16 protein-coding genes are annotated in these 24697 nt (G+C 46.1%); 13 read left to right on the plus strand and 3 right to left on the minus strand.

Annotated elements, in window-relative coordinates:
- The first annotated feature begins 104 nt into the window (after positions 1–104).
- Positions 105–1301, plus strand: coding sequence for a threonine synthase (locus IM792_RS01460; RefSeq protein ID WP_194099901.1), 1197 nt, complete (start codon positions 105–107; stop codon positions 1299–1301).
- 11 nt (positions 1302–1312) lie between these two features.
- Here the strand turns inward: IM792_RS01460 and IM792_RS01465 are convergent, their stop codons facing one another.
- Positions 1313–4093 carry an SdrD B-like domain-containing protein gene (locus tag IM792_RS01465; protein ID WP_194099902.1) on the minus strand — a complete coding sequence of 927 codons (2781 nt, stop codon included), beginning with the start codon at positions 4091–4093 and terminating at the stop codon, positions 1313–1315.
- Between the two features lie 149 nt (positions 4094–4242).
- Between IM792_RS01465 and IM792_RS01470 the strand changes: the two genes are divergently transcribed.
- From IM792_RS01470 to soxC, 9 genes are all read left to right on the plus strand, one after another.
- Entirely contained in the window at positions 4243–4779 is a 537-nt protein-coding gene (locus IM792_RS01470) for a hypothetical protein (RefSeq protein WP_194099903.1), read from the plus strand.
- A gap of 38 nt (positions 4780–4817) precedes the next feature.
- Positions 4818–5669, plus strand: a complete 852-nt coding sequence (locus IM792_RS01475; protein ID WP_194099904.1) for an Fn3-like domain-containing protein — start codon at positions 4818–4820, stop codon at positions 5667–5669.
- Between the two features lie 25 nt (positions 5670–5694).
- Positions 5695–7062: a hypothetical protein gene (locus IM792_RS01480; RefSeq protein WP_194099905.1), complete on the plus strand. Its 1368-nt coding sequence runs from the start codon at positions 5695–5697 to the stop codon at positions 7060–7062.
- A 402-nt stretch (positions 7063–7464) separates the two neighbouring features.
- Entirely contained in the window at positions 7465–10563 is a 3099-nt protein-coding gene (locus tag IM792_RS01485; protein WP_194099906.1) for a TonB-dependent receptor, read from the plus strand.
- 9 nt (positions 10564–10572) lie between these two features.
- Entirely contained in the window at positions 10573–11925 is a 1353-nt protein-coding gene (locus IM792_RS01490; RefSeq protein ID WP_194099907.1) for a RagB/SusD family nutrient uptake outer membrane protein, read from the plus strand.
- A 20-nt stretch (positions 11926–11945) separates the two neighbouring features.
- Positions 11946–13280, plus strand: a complete 1335-nt coding sequence (locus IM792_RS01495) for a DoxX family protein (RefSeq protein ID WP_194099908.1) — start codon at positions 11946–11948, stop codon at positions 13278–13280.
- Positions 13281–13292: 12 nt separating this feature from the next.
- The gene (locus tag IM792_RS01500) at positions 13293–14975 is read left to right on the plus strand and encodes a hypothetical protein (protein ID WP_194099909.1); all 1683 of its coding nucleotides are present in this window, start codon (positions 13293–13295) and stop codon (positions 14973–14975) included.
- A 3-nt stretch (positions 14976–14978) separates the two neighbouring features.
- A complete protein-coding gene (locus IM792_RS01505) occupies positions 14979–15605 on the plus strand; it encodes a cytochrome c (RefSeq protein ID WP_194099910.1) in 627 nt (208 codons plus the stop codon).
- 13 nt (positions 15606–15618) lie between these two features.
- Positions 15619–16878: a sulfite dehydrogenase gene (gene soxC, locus IM792_RS01510; RefSeq protein WP_194099911.1), complete on the plus strand. Its 1260-nt coding sequence runs from the start codon at positions 15619–15621 to the stop codon at positions 16876–16878.
- A gap of 8 nt (positions 16879–16886) precedes the next feature.
- On the opposite strand, the gene IM792_RS01515 is transcribed toward soxC, so the two are convergent.
- Entirely contained in the window at positions 16887–17486 is a 600-nt protein-coding gene (locus IM792_RS01515; RefSeq protein ID WP_194099912.1) for a TlpA disulfide reductase family protein, read from the minus strand.
- 93 nt (positions 17487–17579) lie between these two features.
- Between IM792_RS01515 and IM792_RS01520 the strand changes: the two genes are divergently transcribed.
- Positions 17580–19094, plus strand: coding sequence for a family 43 glycosylhydrolase (locus tag IM792_RS01520; protein WP_194099913.1), 1515 nt, complete (start codon positions 17580–17582; stop codon positions 19092–19094).
- Positions 19095–19152: 58 nt separating this feature from the next.
- Here the strand turns inward: IM792_RS01520 and IM792_RS01525 are convergent, their stop codons facing one another.
- A complete protein-coding gene (locus tag IM792_RS01525; protein ID WP_194099914.1) occupies positions 19153–20001 on the minus strand; it encodes an AraC family transcriptional regulator in 849 nt (282 codons plus the stop codon).
- A gap of 107 nt (positions 20002–20108) precedes the next feature.
- Between IM792_RS01525 and IM792_RS01530 the strand changes: the two genes are divergently transcribed.
- Both IM792_RS01530 and IM792_RS01535 read left to right on the plus strand, forming a co-directional pair.
- On the plus strand, positions 20109–22454 hold the full coding sequence (locus IM792_RS01530; RefSeq protein WP_194099915.1) for an alpha-L-arabinofuranosidase C-terminal domain-containing protein: 2346 nt from the start codon (positions 20109–20111) through the stop codon (positions 22452–22454).
- A 98-nt stretch (positions 22455–22552) separates the two neighbouring features.
- A complete protein-coding gene (locus IM792_RS01535) occupies positions 22553–24574 on the plus strand; it encodes a beta-L-arabinofuranosidase domain-containing protein (protein ID WP_194099916.1) in 2022 nt (673 codons plus the stop codon).
- The last annotated feature ends 123 nt before the right edge of the window (positions 24575–24697 follow it).

Genomic DNA, 24697 nt, shown 5'->3' on the forward strand with positions numbered 1-24697 from the left:
CTGTTAAAAATTACTTTTTTCATCTGATTTGATGCAAAAATAGTAAAGTTTGCCATACATCTGTTTTGCTAATGCGTTAATTTGCCAACCGTTTATATAAGTATATGTCGCTATCAAATTCAAATACTCATAAATTCTCCTTACTAAAACATCTGCGTTGTCCCGAATGTGGTTTAGTGCATAATGCCGCTGAAATAAATACAGTATGCAATAATGAAGATTGCAGATCAACATTGTTTGCCGAATATGATTTGCCGCAAGTCCTCAACCCCGAACAGTTTTTAGCCGGTCGCCCGGCCAACATGTGGCGCTACCATGAGTTTCTGCCCGTTATCAACCCTGATAATATTGTAACGCTGGGCGAGGGTTTTACGCCGATATTGCCACTGGCCAATTTAAAAGCCGAGGCAGGCGATAACGAGGTTTTTTGGAAGGATGAATCAGGCAATCCAACAGGTTCGTTCAAGGCACGAGGTATAGGCATGGCGGTATCAAAAGCGAAGGAGTTGGGTATTAAACATATTGTTACGCCTACGGCGGGCAATGCCGGTGGTGCTTTGGCGGCTTACTGTGCCAGGGCGGGTATAAAGGCATCAGTATATATTCCGCAGCTTACGCCAAAGGTTTTTAAGGATGAATGCAGATTATATGGTGCCGATCTTGTAGAGGTGGATGGCAATATTGCTGATTGCGGTAAGCTGGCTAATGATGATGCCGTGCAAAATGGTTGGTTCCAGGTGTCTACACTGAAGGAGCCTTATCGCCTGGAAGGTAAAAAAACAATGGGTTATGAACTGGCCGAGCAATTTAACTGGCAACTGCCCGATGTTATTTTTTACCCAACAGGTGGCGGAACCGGACTGATAGGTATATGGAAAGCCTTTAACGAAATGGAGCAGTTGGGCTGGATAGGTAAAGAGCGACCACGCATGGTTGCCGTGCAATCAACAAGTTGTGATGGTATTGTATCGGCATTTCATGGCGGGCAGTCGCGGTCGGAGTTTAAGGATAGCGGGTTTACCATAGCCAACGGCTTGCGCGTACCTAAACCTTACGCCGATAAGCAAATATTGAATGTGCTATACCAAAGCAAAGGCAACGCCATAGCCATTGATGATGCGGATATGAACGATGCTGTAAAACACATAGCGGCTAAAGAAGGTATGCTGATAGCACCCGAGGGAGCTGCCTTATGGGTAGCATTCAAAAAACTAAAGGCACAAGGCTGGATAAAAGCAGACGAGTGCGTATTGTTATTAAACACCGGCAGCGGCTACAAATACCTCGAAAATATTGATTGAAGTTAGGCGAGTTAAAACTGCTTAACAACAACCTTGCGGCGTTCATCGGTAAGGCTAAACTCAAGCTGTTTGTTGGTTTGGCCAACGTTTACCTGCTGCCCCTGGTTGTTAATGGCATATTGAGTAGGGTCGGCTTCAATGCTTATCAGGTAATGGTCAATAGGTAGTGGTAATTCAAACTCACCGTCCTCATTGGTCAGGGTGCTGAAAGTGATATTCTTATCGTTTTTGGCAACAACCTTTAAGCCTTCAAGCGATGGTTTGGTATTCAGGTAAGCTTGCTTTGTTACATTGATCTTGCCGGTAAGCCACCCGCTCTTTACCATCGGTATCATTATTTTTTTGCTTTTTGACAGATTAACGCTAGCCTGTCCCGGTAAGTTCCACCCGTTTGACTTTAGCAGGTTAACCGAGTAATTGCCCTCTTTAAGGTTTACATATTCAACCACGCCTTTTTTATCGGTAACGGTATTTAACCGACCGCTGTTATTGGTGCTGGTTTCATCGGCAATGTTTACAACCAGACCTTCCAGGGCTTTTTCGCCTGCATCCCATTGATTATTGTGGTTGGTATCCTCGTAAAAACTTAGCTTAAGTTTTTGTGTACCCGGTGTGCCGGTACGGTCAAAGCGTTTAACAATGCCTAAACGGGTTTGCAAATTATAGCTGTTATTATATGCCGAGTAAGCATTGTAGAACACCTCGCCCGATAGCGCCCAGCCATTATCAATACGGTATTGCACCTGTGTGTTAAGCGAGTGGTTACTGCTGCCACGGTATGCGGTATAGTTAAAATAGTCGGTTATGTTTACGTTGAGCTTGTTTTTAAATGCCGCGAAATGTACATCAGGGCCAAAAGAATAAGCGTAGTATTTATTGCCGGTTTGGTTGGCAATAGCTTCTTCTGATAGGTAATATGGTCCGTTTTGCAACAGCGAATGGAAACCCCACCAGCTACCGCTATAATTAGCCATAATGCGGTACGCACGGTAGCGCCTGTTGCTTAGCTGGGTGTTGTTGCTTTCGGTTACGCCAAAATCACTCAGCATAGTAAACATTTTGCCGCTTTTAAAGGTGTAGGTAAGGTCGATGCCCAGGCGTTGTGATGTTGAACGCAGGTCGCCGTTTAAGTTCAATCCGGGTACTAACTGGTTGTTTGCCTGGCTTAATGATTGATTGAACCAATACGGGTGGAAGCTTACATTAAAACGGCCGGCTGTGATGTTAAAGCCAGCCTCGTACGTAGCGGTATTATTATAAAAGCCATTATATAATAATACGGTATCAGTTAAATAGCGTGGCGAGTTTTCAATTAAAGCGTAACGGGTAAATACGCTGAGTGCTTTGTTGAAGCGGTAATTGATCCTGTTATTCAACGATAAGCTACCACGTTGTAAACCGCTGTAATAAGCGGTGCTAAAGTAGTTGTTAAAGTTAATATCAAAGCGTTCGCCAAAATAAGTATAGTTAACACCTGCCGCTGCACCGGCTTTGCTATCTGTTGTTGCCTTTACGGTTTCGTAGCTTGCGCCGCCTCTTAGTTCAAGCATTTGTTTTTCGCCGGTTGCTATAGCCAGTCGACCGTTTACCAACTGAGTTTGTACCCGCGTAAGCGGATTGTTATTAAATATAGCCGCGACGTTACCCTCTGTAAGTTGGTTTTTATAACGATAGTTAAGCGCCGCTGTTGATGCGAACGGCAGTTGATTGTTAGCCTGTGAATATAACAGGTAGCTGTTTTGCACGCCATAAGCATCCACACTGTTGTGCTCATCCATATTAAAGGATAGCTTAATGCCCCGCCCGAAGAGCGAAAAATCAAGGTTATCCATTACATTACCTACGCGCATACCGAAGTTTTTGCCGGTATAACCTACCCAGGTATCATATATATCGGTTGTGTTTAAGCCGTTGTAATAGTTAAGGTTCAGGTTATAATCAAAGCGCTTATCGGTAGTTGGTATAATATTGCCGCTGGTTGATAGGGTATAATAATCAAGCGCGCGATTCATATTGGTATAGCTTATGCCCGATACATTACCCAGATCATGCTGTGTTGCGGCAACATCAGCACGGCGGCTACCAAGACTGGTTACTTGTATTACGCTTGTTGATAACGGACTACCCGAAGCATCGCTCACCTCGGCCACTACGTTAAATTCAGGGATGATGCCGTTGCCTCCCGATCTGATGTAGTTAGCATCTATCTCTACAATTTGCTGGCTGGCAGCTTCCAGTTTTAAAGTACGTATGGGGTTTATTATTTGCAGGCCGGTAGGGTTTACGGTAAGCTTAATCACTATCTGTGCATCAGCATAACCCATATTAGCGCAACGGAAACGCAGGGTAGCCTTGCCTGTGGTAGTATTAATATATACGATAGGGTCGGTAGCGGCTATGCGCACCAAGCCCGAGCGGTCCATATTTAATAATAGGCGGGCGTTAAGCAGCTCGCCGGTGTTTATGTTTTTGTAAGATACAGTAACTGCCGGATTAGCACCGCCTAAAACATCTGCCGATGGCAAAAATTTAACAGGTATAATACGTGTTTTACCGGGTTGGAGGGTAACGGTATCGGGCATGGTAAGCAGGTTGCCTGCTATTGATGATACTAATTTAAGATTAGCTGTAGTGTTGCCCTTATTTTGAAGTTTGATGCGGGTGGCTATCAAATCGCGTTTTGAAACAGGTACTGAGTCACTCTCAAAAGCGCATACAACGGTTTGTACCTGGGCTTTCAGGCCCGATAAAAACATTGTATTCAGAATGATCAACAGCAGCAGCTTCCTCACAAACAATTGGTACTGGTATTATTAATTAGGGTATTACTATATATTATGATTATAGCGATTTGGAATAATTTTTCATTTCGTCTGCAACCAATTATTTTCTTTTACGTTAAACATCGAAAAAGGTTCTATAACCCCTGATTAATTATTTTATGAAAAAGATTTTATTTGCATTATTCGCGACAGTTGTGGCAGGCCTGGGAGCCGCTAAAGCGCAAACGGTTGGTACAACAAATGTACACGTTCAATTATCAGATGTTTTGTCATTAACAGTTAATGATCCTGACGTATACATCAACTTTGTAAATTCAGCCGATTACCAAAATGGCGTTGAGGTTCCGATGAGCGGCCACCTTACCGTTTCAAGTAATCAGAATTATACATTGAATGTTAAATGTGCTGGTAATCTGACTGGTACAGGCGCAAATACTGATGTGCTTGCACCAACTGTATTAAGAGTTGAAATGCCTGCGGGTGGTAATAACACTACATTGGGTGTTACTCCGGCTATCGCGAATGGCTTATCAGTAAACAATTTTGCACTATTAACCAGCGCTGCTCCGGGCATACAAAAGCTGCTTGATGTGAAATATTCGGTACCGGGAAGCATATCTCGTACCAATGCCATATTAGGCAAAAAGGCCGATACATATACAACAGTTGTGACCTATACGGTTACTGCAAATTAATCATATAATATTAACTTTAAAGAAAGTAAGGAGGCTCGATGAAAAACGTCTTTAAAATATTAAAAACGCAATTATTGAGCTTTCTTGTTTTCTTAAATATTATTTTGATAAGTGCATCTGCCAACGCCCAATCCATATCTATAAGCCCTTCGCGATTGTTTTTTACAGGCAATGCCGGGCAGGAGCTTACCGAGCAGGTCACGTTGACAAATTCCGGCACTACCTCGGTTATCTTTCGCTCATCATTGATGGATTGGAAACGGGATAGTATAGGCGAAAAGCAATATGCTCCGGCTAATACATTGCCATCATCCAACGCCTCGTGGATCGAGGTAAAGCCTAATGTGATTACCGTACCGGCCAATGGCTCGGCCATAGTAACAGTTACTATGCACGTGCCGGCCAAATTGCCCACGGCATCGGTAAGTAACTCAATGCTGTTTTTAACACAAATTAATGAGCAGCTTGCCAAAACCACCGCTAAAGGTAATTCGCCAAGGATAGGCGTATCGGTAAAGCTGGAGTTTGGGGTGCATGTTTATTTTACGCAACCCACGGCTTTGTCAAAAGATCTGGATATCGCGGCGTTTGATTACAGAGGGATAATTACAGAAAAAGGCGTAAAAGTAAGGCGCTTTGCCATCAAGGTAAAAAGTAATGGTACTGTAGTTACTGATGGTACCCTGCGTTTTGATATTACTAACCAAACAACCGGTACCGATTATAAGGTTGAGCCACGCGCGCTCAGTTTTTTACCCGGCAACGAGCAGGTAGTTTACCTGGATTTGCCGGTAACCTTAACGGGTAAATATGTACTGGTAGCACTGCTTGACAGCGGTGAAGAAACAAGCTTAAAAGTTGCTAAGAAAGAGATCGATCTTAAGGATTAAGGCAGCCGTTACCTGTTTTTTGCTGTTGCCGTGCATTTTTGCTTACGGCCAGGTAAACCTTAATATTACTGAAACCAATATAAAGCAAGCAAGTATATATGTCGATCATCAGTCGACAACCTTTGCTACTGTGCTGAGCGTTGCGCCAAGCATCAACTTGTCAACCGCGGCATCAACACTGTCGGCCACAGGGGGAGCAACGATCAATGCTAATTTAATAACCGCCCGTATTATAGGTACGGGTGGGGGAGTTGCCAACCTGCTTGATGTAGCCGGGGTGCAAACCATTACATTATCTACCACCCCGCAGCCTATTTACGCTTCGCTGCTTGGTTTGCTTGCCGGTGGGGGCATTACGCTACGTTATACCATACCTAATATGGCCACTACCATTTGGAAAGCGGGTACTTACACCACCAATCTTAACTTCGCGCTTATTGGTATTAATGTGGGCACGCTTACTCCAACAGTTGTGCCTATCAATGTTATAGTTAGTCCGTTTATTACCATACCGACATCATTAACCTCGGTACAGCTTAATGTAAACTCGCTCGATTATTTTCGTACTACAAGCGGGCAAACCGTAAGTACTACCAACACAGCGCTTTTTACAAGCACGGTACCGGTGGGGGTAAGGTTAAGGTCGGGAACTACGGCATTTACTTATAGCAACGGCTACTCGGGCGCCGCCGATCCGGCTACCGGTGTTAACCGGGTAGGTATACAAATTACATCGCCAACAACAGGCACGCTGATAAATCCAACCACTACTAACACTAACTTAACTGCTGCCGGTGGTATAGCTGTACCTACGGGCAACCAACAAACTAATACGTATACGTACAGTATTACTCCGGCCAATCTGAAAGCTGGATTCATACAAAAAGGTACTTATACAGCAAATTTAACCCAGGAGTATTTCGACGCGGGTTCAACGGTGTTGGCATCCACCAAAACCATAACCTACCCCATAACCGTAACTGTTGCCGATTTGGCCGAGTTGAAGGTGAATCAAACCGATGTTAATCTCAACTTCAATACGGCGGCTACTTATAAAAACGGTGTTAATGCCGATATGTCAGGCCATCTTACCCTAAGCAAAACCACTCCGTTTGATGTTTATGTAAAGGCATCCGGTTCTACTCTAACAAGTTCAACCAGCTCGTTACCGGTTGGACTTATTGATATTTTGCCTGTACCGGCATCGGGCAGTAGTTTTAACACGGTTACGCTTTCGGCCACTTCGCAAAAGCTGGCCTCATCCGCCGTGGCCGATATTGACCGTACATTGAATGTACGTTATTCCATCCCTGCTTCAAGGGTTTCGCAACTGCTTAGCAAGCCAGCCGCTACCTATAATACCACGGTAACTTATACTATGGTAGCCCCTTAATTTGGCTTAAAAATTCCATAAAATCTACAAATTGTAAAAGAATTGTATCAATGTTTAAATAAATACTACTATTTCTATAGATTTAATTGTATTTTTAAAATGTTTTATTACTTTTGCTTCCGTTCATTTAGAAACAGCAGTATTTAACCACAAAATATCCATATCATGAAAGCACGTTACGCACAGCTAAACACCACACACATCGCCACGCTAATGCGATGTTGTTGCTGCTGCGCCTAACACGTGTAATTTCATCTATACGTAAGGGCAGGCTTACGGTCTGCCGTCTGTTGGCGCGCTAAACGCTTCCCAATAATTAATTCAAATTATCCCTATTGTACAAACAATGGTCAGGGGGTGCTTTGCCATGCCCGGTCATTAATATTCAACCCAACATAAAAAATGCAACAACGTTACTTCAACATTATTGAAAGTTCTCAGCGTGAGCCGTGGTCGGGTAGCCCCCGATATTTTAAGCACGCGCTAAAAGTTATTTTAGCTTTAATATTATTTATACCGTTATGGGCCGGTGCGCAAAATCAGCCGCCCCTTATCAACTCAAAACTTAACGGCCAAATTTTAGATGCCAAAACCCGCGAACCGCTTCCGGGCGCATCGGTACAAATAAAAGGTACCACCCACCAGGTAGTTACTGATGGTGATGGTAAGTTTACATTCACCACCGGTCAAAAATTTCCATACACATTAATTATTACCTACATAGGTTACGAACGTAAAGAGATAGATGCCACCGGCGAAAGCATAGTTATTAACCTTAAAGCCTTAACCAATGAGCTTAACGAGGTAATGGTTGTAGCTTACGGCACGCAGGAAAAACGCAACCTGATAGGCTCGGTAACCAAAGCTAAGCTGGATGATGTTAAGGCATTGCCGGGTGGTAGTTTTGAATCACAACTACAAGGCAAGGTAGCTGGTGTACAGATCAGCAACAATACAGGTGTACCCGGCGAAACCATTAACGTAAGGCTGCGTGGCGCAACCAGTATTTATGGCAACAATAACCCATTATATGTTATTGATGGTGTATTTATTGAGAACAGCAGCTTACAAACCTACAGCACAGGCGGCAAGGCTACATCGCCAATTGCCGATATTAACCCGAATGATATTGAAAGCATATCGGTATTAAAAGATGCCGAGGCTACGGTGCTTTACGGTGTTCGTGGCGCTAACGGTGCCATTATTGTTACTACCAAACGCGGTAAATTCAACCAAAAACCAAAGGTTGATCTGAATATATCGCAAGGATGGTCAAAAGCGGCAAAGCTGTGGGAGCTGGCTACCGGCCCTGAGCATGCCCAAATGGTTAACGAGAATTTTATCAACACAGGCGGCGATCCAACTAAAGTTCCTTTTCAACCGGCTACGGCTGCGTTTCCTACCGGTCGTGGTAATCCTCAAGATCAACAAACGTATGACAGGCTAAGCCAGGTATTCCGCACAGCGGGATTACAAAATTACGATGCCTCGGTAAGCGGTGGTAACAATGGCTCGAGGTATTATTTTGGCGCGGGCTATAACAAGCAGGAATCCATATTGCGCCCGATAGACTTTGATCGTGCGAGCTTTAAAGCCAATTTCGATCAAAAACTGAGCGATAAGGTAACCATTGGTACAAGTAACACCTTTGCCCGTACTTACCGTAACGAGGGCCGCGCGGGTGATGGCCCGGCAGGTGGTATTTTACAGGCCGCGCTGCACACGCCAACTTACCTGTCGCCATACAACGATCAGGGTGTGTTAGTTGGCCGCGCAGGTTTTGATAACGTACAATTACTGTTAGATAATTACGATGTAAACTCGACCAGCTTACGTTACATAGGTAATGTTTACGGCGAATGGGATATACTACCCAACCTGAAATTTCGCACAAGCTTTGGTGCCGATTATAATAATTACGATGAATCAGAATACTGGAATACGTTTTTACTATCCGGCTCGCCAAGTGGTTTAGCTACCTCATCATTAGGTCGCCGCAGTTCATTATTGAATGAGCAAACGATCACCTACCGTAAAAAGATCAATGATAAACACTCATTCGGCGTATTGGTGGGTAACACCCTATCAAGCACGGTTTATAGCCGTACTTATGCGCAAGGTACTGGTTTTGCCAATAACTCTTATAAGCTGATATCGTCGGCAGCGGTTACCACAGGTTCAGAAAGCTGGTCGAAACGTAACCTGGCCTCGTTCTTCGCTAAGGTTGATTATAATTTTGCCGGTAAATACCTATTTGATGCCAGTATACGTGCCGATGGTTCATCAGCATTTGGTGCCGATAAAAAATGGGGCTACTTCCCTGGTGTAGGCGCTGCATGGAATATCAAGGAAGAAAACTTCCTGAAAGATGTATCCTTCCTTACCGATCTGAAAATACGAAGCAGTTATGGTATCACCGGTAACCAGAACGGCGCGGGCGATTTCGCGTCATTAGGCTTGTGGGCAAGCGGTTCGCCATACCAGGGCAGTGCCGGTACCGCCCCGCAGCAAATTGCCAACCCCGATCTGCATTGGGAGCGTACCTCGCAATTTAATATAGGTGTCGACGCGGCTTTCTTTAACAACCGCCTGGCTGTCGAGTTCAACTACTACCGTAAATATACTTCGGATGGTATCATCCAAAGTCCGTTGGCGGCAACGCAGGGCTTATCAAGCATTTACACCAATGGTTTAGAGGTGAGTAATAAAGGTTTGGAGTTGGCTATCACTTCAACCAACATCAAAACCAAGGATTTTACCTGGACTACCAGCCTGAACATATCGCGCAATATAAACAAGATAGAAAAGCTTGACCGCCCTGTACGTTTTGGTAGCCGCGACCTGATATTGCAGCAGGAGGGTAGCGCATTATACTCGTTCTGGGTATACAAGGAGTTGGGTGTTGACCCGCAAACCGGCGACGTGATCTATGAGGATTACAATGGCGACGGTAAGATAACCGCTGATGACCGCCAGATATTAGGCAGTATATGGCCTAAATTCTTTGGTGGCTTTACTACCAACCTTACTTACAAGGCCTTTGATTTGGGCGCTTTGCTGTCATTCTCATACGGTAATAAGGTATATAACCACAACCGCTTTTTTGGCGAAGCGGGCGGTGGCCGCGATGCTGCCCGTGTAATTTTTGCCAGCAATGTTGACAGATGGCAAAAGCCCGGCGACATAACCGATACCCCACGCCCTGATGGCATAAATAACAATAACTATAAGGATGGCGGAGGCCGCTGGCTGGAGGATGGTTCATTCCTGCGCTTGCGCTCGTTAACAATAGGTTATACCCTGCCTAAAAAACTTACCGAAAAAATAGGCATACAAAACCTGCGCGTATCAGCAATTGGCGGTAACCTGTTTACCATAACCAAATATACCGGCCTCGATCCGGAGTCAAGCGCGAGCAGTGGGCAAAATGAGCAGGGTATCGATCTGGGTACACCGCCGCAACCCCGCTCTTTCCAATTAGGCGTAAACGTAACATTCTAAGCAATCATCATGAAAATTCAATCATATATCATATTAGCCCTACTATCGTTGTCGACGGCATCGTGCAACAAATACCTGGATGTAGACCCGAGGGCTTCCATATCCGACGAGCAGACCATTTTTGATAAGGCATCGTCACAAACCGCCCTTAACGGTGTGTATTCATCATTAGCTTCGGGAGGGTATTACAGCACAACCTTTCAGTCGATAGGTTATCTATCGGGCGATAATATTCAATGGACAGGTTCACAGTCACAGGTTCAGGAGTTTATCAATCATAATGTAAGCACCGGTAACGCGACTGTTAGTGGCGCTTGGGTAGCTATCTACCAAACCATCAGCAGGGCAAACAATGTTATTGCCAGGGTACCCGGCGTGCAGGATGCCTCATTTGCTGATGCCGACAGGAACAAGATATTGGGCGAAGCGTACTTTATTCGTGGCCTGTCATATTTTGATCTGGCCCGTACATGGGGTGCCGCGCCGATAATAACGCAGCCTACTACCAGCCCTAATGATAACATTGGGCTTGGGCGCAAGCCGGTAGCCGATGTTTACGCGCAGGCATTGAGCGATCTGGAAACGGCCGAACCTTTACTTACCGAAACAACCGACCGCTACCGTGCTACACGCAAAACGGTTTGGGCCTTAAAGGCAAGGTTTTACCTGTACCAAAAAAACTGGGCTAAGGCTGAGGAATATGCCACCAAAATAATTGGCGATAACAGCAACTATACCTTGATTAAGCCATACAGCGCATTTTTTGCCAACAACGTGCGTGGCACGCAGGAGTCGGTATTTGAGATATTTTACAGCGCAACGGAATTAAACAATCACCGTAACCAATGGCAGCCGCAAACCAACGGCGGTACCCGCCAATGGGCACCTAATGATGCCTTTGTAGCCCTGGTAAATAAAGCCGACTCTGGCGGTAACCGTAATGTGCTGGTAGCGCAGGATAATCAGGGTCGCTGGTATGGTAACTTGTATTACCGTACACCGGCTGCCGATCCGAGTTTTGTTATCCGCATTGCTGAGTTGTACCTGATACGTGCCGAAGCAAGGGCGCAGCTGGGTACAGCCAATGACCTGATCGGTGCACGTGCCGATCTGAATGCCGTGCGTGATCGTGCAGGGCTTGTGACTACAACATCGGTAACTCAGGCTGATATTTTATTATCTATTGAGCAGGAGCGCCGTATCGAGTTCGCTTTAGAGCCGCACCGCTGGTTTGACCTGGTGCGTACCGGCAGGGCGCAGGCGGTGCTGAAGATTACCGATCCGAACAAATTATTGTTGCCCGTGCCGCAGGAGCAGATACAGATAGATCCATCGCTGCTGCCCAATAACCCCGGATATTGATCAATTAAAAGCATAGAAAAATGAGTACAGGTATCTTAAACAACGACAGCCACTGGACGGCAACCGAACGAAATGTTTTTCGCTTCGTGTTCATTTACTTTCTGCTGCAATCATTGCCCATCAGCATTGGTTATTTTGGCCAAGTGTTCTCCATCAACTGGCTAAAGCTTGATTATCAGGATATATTTAACCTGACGCGCTTTAACCCATCATTTTTTGGCGACGATAGTTTTTTGAACTGGGTTATCATCGCCATAGTGGCACTAATTGGCGCATTCGCCCTAACAAAGAGGGCAGCGCAATGGAATGATGAACAGTACGATAAGCTGTACTACTGGTTGCGTGTAATTGTACGCTACCGTTTGGCTATTGGTGTTATTGGTTACGGTATTATTAAAGTATTCCCGTTGCAGGCACCCTTTCCATCCATCAGTAACCTGAATACCAGTTATGGCGATTATAACGATTGGAAGGTGTTTTCGCTTAGTTTAGGTATTGTACCCTCATATGAAACCTTTTTAGGTGTATTTGAGGTATTGGCCGGCTTGCTGTTATTCTTCAGGCGAACGGCCTCTATTGGCGCTGTCATCATCCTGATATTTACGGGTAACGTATTTATATCAAACCTGGCTTATGATGGCGGGGAGTATGTGTACAGCTTCTACCTCATATCATTAGCGCTGTTTGTTTTGGCACAGGATGCCTTGCGAATTCACCGGTTAATAGGAGAGGAAAAGCCAACCGCGCCGGTGCATTATAAACCGGTATATCCGGGTAAACTGGCTACTGTCAGGGTGGTATCAAAGGTGTTGGTTATCCTGTTCTTTGTGTTGATCTATGGCTTTAAGGCTTCGGATGGATATAAAAATGATCCGTATCAATTCCCTAAATCGGCGGGGCTTACTAATAGCGCGGGTTTATATAATGTGCGCGAGTTTAAGCTTAATCAGCAAGATCACCCATACTCTACCACCGACCCGATACGCTGGCGCGATGTGGTGTTTGAAAAATGGGCAACCATCAGCATACGCTCAAACCGCCCGGTAGTATTGCAAACATCCAACTACGAGCGCACTAGCCGTAATGATAACGAACGTGATTATGAACTGGCAGGCTCGGGCGGGCGGCATTATTACAGCTATACAGCCGATACGCTTCAGCACGTATTGCATCTGCAAAACAAAAACCGCCATTACACGGGCGAAAAGCTAACGCTGAACTATAGCTGGCTGAGCGATTCTACACTGGCCTTATCGGGCCGCACACCAAATCAGGATTCCATTTATGTAGTGCTTGACAGGGTACCTAAAAAGTACCTGTTGTTGCAGGACAGGAGAGAAAGAATAAAACTTTAAACGAACAAACCTATGTCTGTTTTAGAAGAACAAGTGGCAGTAGCCAAACCGGCTCAACTCAATGCCCCCGCTCAGGAACGTAAACCCTGGCGGCCACTAAAAAGATTTGCCTTTCGCATCGCGTTCATCTTTTTTATCCTGCTGTCTATCCCCACGGATGGGCGATGGTATGAGAACGTGGCTACCATTGACTGGCTGCATCCGCATTACCGCGATATTTATGATATTGCCCGTTTCTCGCCCAATTACAGCCAGTTTTTTGGCAAGAAAAGAGGGTACGAAACCGTTACCCAAACACAGTCTGACACGGTAAATATCAAGGCATTCGGCGCGAAAAAAGTAAATACCGCAGCCCAAACCAATGAGCGTGGTTTCTTTTCTGATTATCAGGAATGGGGTTATGCCTTGCTGATAGCAGTTGCAGGTGCCCTGATATGGACCGCGCTTGATCGTAAACGGAAGGAATATAATATACTTTACTACTGGCTGCGCGTGGTGGTTCGCTACCGTGCGGGTATCGGTATTATCGGGTTTGGTTTTACCAAGTTATTCCCAACGCAAATGCCTTATCCATCATTAGGATTACTGAATACCGATTTTGGCGATTTTACTACGCAAAAGATCTATTGGATGTCGGTAGGTATTGTGCCCTGGTACCAGGTGTTTGGCGGTATTGTTGAGGTTGCGGCCGGTGCCATGCTGTTTTTCCGTAAAACAAGCACCTATGGCGGCTTGCTGTTAGCTGCCGCGTTGTTTGATATAACCTATGTAAACTACGCTTACGATGGCGGTGTACACGTTTATGCCTTTTACTTTGTATTGTTAGGCGGTTTCATCTTCGCTGATGATGTGCCGAATTTATATCGCCTGCTGATACAGGAAAAAACCACCGTGCCGCTTCGTTACTATCCCGATCTGTCGAAAGGCTTTGGCAAATACGCGCGCATCGGCTTAAAAGTATTAACGTTTGTTATATTTTTTGGCGTGTTGACTTATACCGAGGTTGCCAACTTTAAGTACGATCCATATAAACAGCCATCAACAGCAGGTGTAAAAACTTTGCGTGGCAATTATCATGTAACCGAATTCAGGATAAATAACCAGGTTATACCATACTCCCCTTTAGATACCACGCGCTGGCAGCAGGCCACGTTTGAGAACTGGACTACATTAACGTTCAAGGTGAACAAACCTGCATGGCTCGATCTGTCAAACGGTGGGGGCAGCCCGATGAGGGATATTTTACGCACCTTCGAGATAACCGGTACAGCGGGCGGGCAGCGTGCCTTCCATTATTTTGCTGATACGGTTGATCATGTACTCTACCTGCAAAACAAAAACGTTGCAGGCAACAGGCGACGCAGGCAACCCGGCGCTGATGCGGCAGGCGAAAGATCAGCAGCTAAAAAGGAGAAAACCGATAACTGGATAAGTAAAGCCGCGCTGGCACACATTGGTAACGAGCGCGACCTGATCGATAAAAGAGCGTGGTCAACCCGCCGCGACCGTGAGTTTGCCGAAAAAGTTAAGGAACCAAAACGTGAGCGTTTGGTGCTGCACTACCAAACCAGGGATGGTTCGCGTGTAATACTGCAAGGTATTAACGAAAACCGCGATTCTATTTACGTGGTGCTTGATAGGTACGAGCGTAAATACGAGTTGCCAAAAAGCACGCTCTCGGCAGGTAAATATTAAGTGATGCATAACCTACGGACAGGTGTGAAACTGATATGGTTGCCGGTAATAGCCGGTTTGCTTTGGGTAAGCGCCGCCGCTTTTGTGGCTGGCAGAGCCACAAAGCAAGGCAACGCTGTACCTGCAACCGATACCATCCCCTGGCCGGCAAGCTTTGGGTTAGGCAAGGCGGCAACCCCTGCCGAGATCAAGGCCTGGGATATTGATGTTAGTCCGGATGGGCGAGGCTTACCCGCGGGGCAGGGCACGGCGGCGGCAGGCAAAATAGTATACCAAACCAAATGCGCGGCATGCCACGGTAAAACGGGTGAGGCCGAGGCCGGTGTAAAACTATTAGGGCCCGCTTTAGTGAGCGATAGCGTTTTTGTTGGCCGTAAAGGCAATACTATTGGCAATTACTGGCCTTACGCTTCAACGGTTTTTGATTATGTACGCCGGGCTATGCCTTACCATGCACCGCAATCATTAACTAATAACGAGGTGTACGCGGTTACGGCCTACCTACTTAATGCCAATAAAATAATACCAGCTAACGCGGTAATGAATGCAGCAACATTGCCCCGGGTAGAGATGCCCGCCCGCAAGTATTATATAAATGACGACCGTAAAGGCGGCCCCGAAGTTAAATAGCTGTACATAATAAATGGAGCAGAACCACGAAACCAATAACAGCAAACCCGCAAAGCTATCGCGCCGAAAAATATTGGGCGGTATGGCGGCGGCGGGCATACTGTATATTCAAACATCATTGGGCAAAACCTTAAAACCGGTGCTGCCCGCTAAATGGCGTAAGAGTGATACTTCCCCAAATGATCTGATAACTCCCGGACCTGGACCAAGCAAAGTAGGCGGGCGGTCGCCATATGAGCGGCCGCAGCGTTTACCATCAGATATATCATCACGCACGCCCTTGCAGGATCTGTTAAGCCCCATAACACCATCCGATCTGCATTATGAACGCCATCATGGCGGGGTGCCCAACATCGACCCTGAAAAATATGAGCTGCTGATACACGGCATGGTTGATAAGCCAATGAAATTCACGCTGCGCGACCTGAAACGCTTTCCGGCAGTGAGCAGGATATGTTTTCTGGAGTGTTCGGGTAATTTCCGTTCGGGTAAAGAGAACATGACCGCGCAGGAAGTTTGCGGCCTTACCAGCCAAAGCGAGTGGACGGGTGTAATGCTGTCAACGCTGTTTCGTGAGGTAGGTATAAAACCCAAGGCCGATTGGTTCTTAGCCGAGGGCGCCGATGCCGCTTACCTTACCCGTAGTATACCCACCAGCAAAGCCTGGGATGATGCCATGATAGTTTACGGCCAAAACGGCGAGGCCATTCGCCCGGAGCAAGGTTATCCCGCACGGTTGCTGTTACCGGGCTGGGAGGGGAACATGAACGTTAAATGGCTCAGGCGCATTGAATTGTCTGACCAACCTTTTATGACGCGTGAAGAAACCAGTAAATACACCTATCCCGTAAAGGATAAAATTCGGCAGTTTAGTTTTGAGATGGATGCACGCTCTATCATCACTTCGCCATCATACCCGGCCAAGGTTGAACCGGGCTGGCACGAAATACGTGGCCTGGCATGGTCGGGCAGGGGCAAGGTAACCAAGGTTGAAGTTACTACCGATGCCGGCCGCACCTGGCAGGTGGCACAATTGCAGGAGCCGGTGCTATCAAAGGCGCATACTTATTTCAGGCTGTTATGGTATTGGGATGGCAGCGAAACCGAAATAGCCAGTCGCGTTACCGACGAAACCGGCTATACTCAACCCACCTTAAAACAGTTAGTTGATTACCGCGGTGCCGATATGGGTGGCTATCACTTAAACCCCATCACCTCATGGCAAATTAAACGCGATGGATCAGTACTGTTTAAACCCGAAAGCAGAAAATAGAGCGTCGGCTATTTTAAAAGGCCATCAAAGTATTTGATAAAATCATCGCTCGCGTAGTCGGCAACACCCTCGTGGCGGTAAATTATGCGACCTTGCTTATCAATGATCAGGGTGGTGGGGATGGTGCCGCTCATCAGCTCTTTAGGTATATCGCTCTCCATTACATACAACGGCGCGTCAATTTTATGCTTTCTAAGGAATGCCTCGGCTTTTGGCATGTCGTGGTCAACATCGGCCAAAATAAAAACGGCGTTAGGGTTGCTGCTGAATTTGGTGTAAAGTTCATTAACCGAAGGCATCTCGGCAATACAAGGCGGGCACCAGGTAGCCCAAAAGTTAATGTAGATAACCTTTCCTTTTAAGTTGTTAGTTTGAATTACATTACCCTTGTTATCCTTAAATATTAATTGCGGAGCGGGTTTCGGTTGCTCTATGGATGATACATCTGCCTTAAATAACTTCATGCTCAATAATCCTCTTATTAGCAAAGCTTTCGCATCAGCGCTAACAATAACGGCTACTACAGCCAGCATAAACAGGATGTTTAAAATACCCGAAAGCGTTAGCTGCTTTTTAATAAATAGTTGTATGCGCGAGGGTTGAGCCATAGTGCTAATATAATGGCTTATACCTTAATTGAAGCTTTTACACGCTAATTGCGACAGAATGTTATTTTTGGGACAAACTATAACCAATTACCAATGAACTATACTTACTTGAAAAGGGTGGTGCTGTTATTAGTACAGCTTAGCGTAACGGCTGTGTGCATGGCCCAGATACCGGCAGCCATTCCCGGCGATTATGCTGACCCCTCTGTGATGAAGGTAGGCGATACCTATTATTCTGTAGCAACATCATCCGAATGGGCACCGCATTATCCTATTTATCAATCTAAAAATTTAAAGGACTGGAAGCTTACCGGCTATGTGTTTGATCAAACTCCGGAGTGGATATCAGGCTCGTTTTGGGCGCCGGAGTATTATAAGATAAACGATACCTATTACATATACTACACCGCCCGCCGCAAATCCGACGGTATATCGTGCATCGGCGTGGCCACCTCAAAATATCCTGATCGTGGATTTAAGGATCAGGGTGTGGTAGTGAGTTATGGTAAGGAGGCCATTGATGCCTTTTTGTTTCGCGATAAAGGGCAGCTATACATCACCTTTAAGGCTTATGGTTTGGATGACAGGCCTATCGAAATACTGGGCAGTAAGCTATCTGCCGATGGCCTGAAGCTTGAGGGCGAACCATTTTCGATGCTGAAAGATACTCCCCGCATAGGGCTTGAAGGGCAGAGCATTTTAAAGATAGGCAAGTACTATTACCTGTTTTACTCGGCCGGTAATTGCTGTGGTATTGATTGTAGTTATAATGTTAGGGTAGCCCGTTCAACCAAGTTTGAAGGGCCGTATGAGTTGTATGATAAAAACCCGGTGCTTTACGAAAATACCAACTGGAAATGTATGGGGCACGGCACCTTTGTAACCGATGCTGCCGGTAAATATTATTACCTGCACCATGCTTACAGTAAGGATAATACGGTATTTTCAGGTCGTGAAGGATTGATTGCGCAGGTAGAATGGAATAAGGCTACGGGCTGGCCGGTATTTAAAACTATGCCGGGAGTGCCTGCTGTTCAAAAATCATTAACAGATAGTTTTACGGGCATGAGCCTTGCCAAATACTGGCAGTGGGATTTCAGGCACAGCGTACCGCGTTACCTGCAATTGAATGGTAAGCTACAATTAGGCGGCGCCACCACGCAGGATAATAAAACAGGTGTTGTATTGGCAATGCGCCCTTATGCGTCGGCTTTTGATGCATCGGTATCTGTGCTGAACCAAAACAATGAGTTGAAAGGTTTGGCCTATTATGGCGATGCCAATGCCGCGTTGGGCATAGGCGTAAAAGGCGACAGCGTAATATGCTGGACAGTGCGCGACGGTAAGTTTGATAAGGCCGGCGGCCTGCAATTAGCCGCGGGCCGAAACATCGGCGTAAAGTTAAAGGTAGATGCCCAGCACAATTGTACCTTTTACTACCAGGTAGATAAAGGTGGTTGGTTGGCTGTGCCGTTAGCGCAAGGTGTAACCGCAAGCTACCTGCCGCAGTGGGACAGGAGCCCCCGCATTGGTTTGAATTACAACGGTTACGGTTCAACATCGGATCATGCCGAGTTTGATGATTTTAGTATAGTTTACGACAAATAGCATTAGCCATGTAATCAGCCTCAAATCATTGATCTGTGGCTGATTACATAATTGCTTATCAAGCCGATCTTTTTCTGAACACCAATGGCGATGTGCCCGTAATGCTTTTGAACTGCCTGTTAAAGTACGATATGTTGTTGTAGCCACTCTCGAAGCAAACCTGCGATATGGTTTTATCGTTCAGCCGCAGTAGCTGACAGGCATAGTTTACACGCAGTCCATTAATAAAATCGGATAGGGTTTTGCGGGTATGTGCCTTAAAATATCGGCAAAAAGCGGGTACTGATAAGTTGGCCATGGCTGCCATTTGCTGCACGGTTATTTCTTCCTTAAAATTATCGAGCAGGTAATGGTAAATGCGGTTCATGCGGGCGGTATCTTTTTTTATGCTTGATGATGTTTGCCGCTGCGAAGCCAGTACCTCAAAATCATCGGCTTGGGCTAAAGTGGCCAGCACGCTGATGAGCCCGGCAACGGCTTGTGCTTCATCATCGCAAACCAATGCCCTTATTTTATCATCAACATCATCCATTGTTTTTTGGCTGAACCTGATGCCATTAAGCGATGTTTGAAACAAGGATTTTATGGCATTGAACTGCGGCCTGTCAAAAAAGCCGGAACCTAAAAAGTCCTCATTAAATTGTATCACAAATTGGTGTACCTCACGGTCGGCGGGCAGGTGTTTGTTGTAAAAGGTATGTGGCAGGTTCGGGCCAAACAGGCACAACTCGCGGGCATGAAAAATATCAATATGATCGCCTACATAACGGGTGCCGCTGCTCTTTAAAATATAGATCAACTCATACTCCGGATGGATATGCAACGGAAAATCATTGAACGAAAAATGCTCCTCTTTGGCAACAAAAAGGCGGTCGTTTAATAGTATTTTCTCTTCAAATAGTTCCATTCGGTCAATATGGTGTTAATATTGGACAATAACGTGTAGGTTTTTATCGGTACTGGCTATCATTTTTGTACACAGTTAACAATTATAAAAATATTTTAACACTATCTATGCCTTTAAAAATATTTACTTTAAACCGTTTTACCTGTATTGCCGGTGCATTGCTGTTGCCCATGTTGGCGGTTGGGCAGCAAGCAAAAATTATGGTTGACGCATTAACGGTACTTAACCGTATTCCGGCGGGACTGTATGGTGCCTGTATTGAGGATGTTAACCACGAAATTTATGGCGGTTTATATGGTCAGCGTATTTACGGCGAAAGCTTTGAGGAGCCACCTGCCAGCCCGGTTATTACCGGCTTTACAACTTTAGGCGGTATATGGTCGGCAAAGGCGGGGCAGGTAAGCGTAAAAGCCGGACCGGGTTATAAATTGGTGTTGAACAAAGCATTGCCTGCCGAATACAGCGCTCAAATATCCCTGAAATTTGGCCGGGAGCGTACCAATGCCGGTTTGCTGCTCAATGTAAACAACGCCCGCACCGGTGCCGATAGTTTTGACGGCTACGAGGTAAGCGTTGATCCGCAAAGGCAAATGCTGGTTTTAGGTAAGCACGCCAATAACTGGACGCCATTAAAGGAAGTAAAGATTAACATAAATCCCAGCGATTGGATTAAGCTGAAAGTAGTAGCCAAAACAGGTGCATTCAATATATATGTGAACGATTTTACCGAACCAGTCGCGGTATTGGCTGATAGCAATTCACCATTAAAAGCGGGAAAGATAGCTTTGCGGACTTTTGGATCTGATGTTACATTCGGCCAATTCTCTATCACGCAGAATGGCAAAATGGTTAGCGAGAAATTTAACTCCGCGCCATTGTTGCAGGTAAGTAGTGTTTGGGATGCCGTGAACACAACCCGCAACGGCACTTACCAATTAGATGTTGCCGATGCTTATAATGGTAAACAGGCGCAAGTGCTGGTGCACAATGGCGGCAATGGTATTATCGGTGTAGCCAACAAAGGGCTTAACAGGTGGGGGATAGGCTTGCGTAGCAATCTAAATTATCAAGGTAGCGTTTACTTAAAAGGTAGTGGTTTGCAAGGTAATGTAACTCTTAGTTTGCAGAGCGCAGACGGTAAAACTACTTACGCTACCACCCAGTTAAAAGGCATTACTGCTGATTGGAGTCGATATGAATTTAACCTTAAACCTGATCATACCGATGCTAAAGCCCGTTTTGTTATCTCCATAAACAACAAAGGCAAATTATGGATAGATCAGGCTACTTTAATTTGTGCCGATGAACAATTTAAGCCCCTGCCGCTGCGTGCTGATATAGGCACAAAGATGCAGCAGCAGGGGCTTAACTTTTTACGCTATGGCGGTACTATGGTCAACGCAGCGGGTTATCGCTGGAGAAAGATGATAGGTCCGCGCGATAAGCGGCCACCTTATACGGGGCATTGGTACCCATACTCAACCAATGGTTTCGGTATTGAGGATTTCCTGCAATTTTGCGAGGCGGCAGGCTTTGAGGCCGCATTCGCCATCAATATTGAGGAAACACCACAGGATGCCGCCGATCTGGTGGAGTACCTGAAAGGCGATGCCAATACCGAATGGGGCAAGCGCCGTGCGCAAAACGGGCATCCGGCGCCATACAAGGTTAAATACTTTGAGATAGGCAATGAGGAAGTAATATTTAATGGCGATGTGGCATCGGAGTACGATCATTACGTAGAGCGTTTTAACCTGCTTTATGATGCCATGCATGCTAAGGATGCAAGTATAAAGTTCATTCAATCGGCATGGTGGCGGCCGGAGTCGCCAAATATGGAGCGGGTGTTTAAGGGTGTTAACGGCAAGGCCGATTACTGGGATCTGCATACCGACGCCGATGCACCACGCTCAGGCTCAAAAGTAGATAGCACCCTTACCCGCATGCAGCAACTATTTAAGCAGTGGGACCCGCAAACCAAAATGAAATGCGCTATTTTTGAGGAAAACGGCGGCAGGCACGATGTTGGCCGCGCGTTGGGGCATGCCACTACGCTGAACGCGGTGCGCCGTCATGGTGAGTTTGTGCTTACCTCGTGCCCGGCAAACGCGTTACAACCTTTCGGTCAAAATGATAACGGGTGGGATCAGGGTCAGATATTTTTTACACCCTTACAGGTTTGGGGAATGCCGCCTTTTTATTCGCAGCAAATGGCATCGGCTAACCACCAACCTCTGCTTGTAAAGGCGGGTACCGATGGCGATATTGATGTTACCGCCACACGCAGCGAGGATGGCCGGCAATTGGTGATACATATTGTAAATCCTGCCGAAAAACCGATCGCGGCAAGTTTGCAGCTAAGCGGTTTCGATGGGCGAAAGGCTGAGGCTACCATCACACAAATGAGTGGTAAGCTAAGCGATGTGAATACGCCTATAGAGCCGAACGAATAAGTGCTAAAACCACCCGTAGCAATATGCCGGGCAATATCATCAATTATGAACTCCCGGCAGGATCATACACCATCCTACGGTTCGAAAAATAAACCATTATGAAAAGATATATTTCGCTGCTAATAGCAGGCACTATGGCCGTATCTGCATCGGCACAAAAAACATACATTATCAAACCCCTTAACCTGCGCGATGTGCAGGTGAACGATGCCTTTTGGTCGCCCAAGTTAAAGGTTTGGCATACGGTTACCGCGTATGATGTTTTCGATAAGCTGGAAGGTAAATATGAACCAGACCGTGAGGATATCATTAAGGAAAAAAAGGAAACAGGCCGTACCCGTGATGCTTTTCTGAACTTTGACCGTGTGGCACAGGGCAAAACCAACATCGGCACAAGTGATGGCCCGCCGTGGTATGATGGCCTGGTTTATGAAACCATACGTGGCGCTGCCGATCTGCTGGTGGCTTATCCTGATAAAAAGCTGGAGCAAAAAATGGATGGTTATATTGACCGCATAGCCGCCGCGCAGGCCGCCGATAAGGAGGGCTATATCAATACTTACACTACCCTTAACCGCCCGAATCAACGCTGGGGCACCAATGGAGGTGACGACCGCTGGCAACACGATATGTATAACGCCGGTATGCTGGTTGAGGCCGGTGTTCATTATTATCAGGCCACAGGCAAAACCAAGCTGCTAACCGTTGCGGTTAAAATGGCCAATTACATGAGTAAGGTTATGGGCGATGCCCCAAAGATGAATGTAATACCGGGCCATGCCGGGCCGGAGGAAGCTTTCTTTAAAATGTATCTGCTGTTTAAAAATAACCCTGCGCTGCAAAAGCAGGTCAGCGCCCCGGTAAAGGCTGATGACTACTTCGCTTTGGCTAAATACTGGGTTGAAAAACGTGGAGTGTTTGCCGATGCCGATGGCTCCAGAAAGCGCGAAACATTTGGTGCCTACAATCAGGATGATAAACCGGTGTTTGATCAGCAAACTATTGAGGGCCACGCCGTGCGGGCAACCCTGCTGGGTACAGCCATTGTGGCCATGGCCGAGCATACTAATGATGCCCGCTACATCAGCGTAGCTAACCGTTATTGGGATAACATGGCCGGCAAACGCACGTTCATCACAGGCGGGCAGGGTGCTATAGCCAATGATGAGAAGTTTGGCGATGATTATTTTCTGCCCGAATCTGCCTATCTGGAAACCTGTGCTTCCATTGGCGGGGCATTCTTTAGTCAGCGTATGAATGAGTTACAGGCCGATGGTAAATATATGGATCTGTTTGAGCGTGCGCTATACAATAATATCCTGTCGGGCTTATCGCTTGATGGTACGCATTACCATTACGAAAATCCGCTGGTGGCCGATAAACACCCTCGCTGGGTATGGCACAGCTGCCCTTGTTGCCCGCCTATGTTGTTGAAGATGGCAGGTGCATTGCCCGGCTTTATTTACGCGCAGGATGATAAGGATGTTTATGTAAACCTGTTCATTGGCAGCAGAGCCAAACTCAAACTGAATAATAAAAATATCAGTATAAAACAAACCACAGCATATCCGTGGAAAGGCCGGGTAGAGTTAACGGTTGACCCTGCATCGGCACAAAATTTTGCTGTGCGGATACGCGTACCGGGCTGGGCTCAGGGTAACGAAAATCCGTACGGGCTGTATACCTCAGCCACAAAGGGTAAGGTAACATTAAAGGTAAATGGTAAAGATGAGCCTTTGAACATAGACAAAGGCTACGCGGTAATAAAGCGTCAATGGAAAAAGGGCGACCGTATTGAACTTAACCTGCCTGTTGAACCACGTTTGGTTGAGCCTAACCAGCAAGTAAAAACATTGGAGAACAAACTGGCTATTGCCGCCGGTCCGCTGGTTTATGGGTTAGAGGGTAATGATAATGCCGATGTTAAAAATATCAGCATAACAAAAGAAATCCTGTTACAAGAAGTTAACAAACCGCAATTGCTTGGCGGCGTAAATGTAATTGAAGCCTGGGGGGCTGATAACAAAACGCAGTTCACAGCCATACCATTCTTCGCCCTCGGTAACCGTGGCGACCATGCCTATCGTGTGTGGTTAACCGAGAGCAGGCAGGGTAAGTAATATCGACGTAAAAGTGCTTTTTTGCGCCAAATTCGTAGTATCTGCGAAAAATTCATTAAGATTGATGTTCAGGCAAGCGGATAAAACCATTGCCCGAACAACTATCTTACGATGATAAATCTA

The sequence above is a fragment of the Mucilaginibacter sp. JRF genome (assembly GCF_015223065.1).
Classification (GTDB): Bacteria; Bacteroidota; Bacteroidia; order Sphingobacteriales; family Sphingobacteriaceae; genus Mucilaginibacter.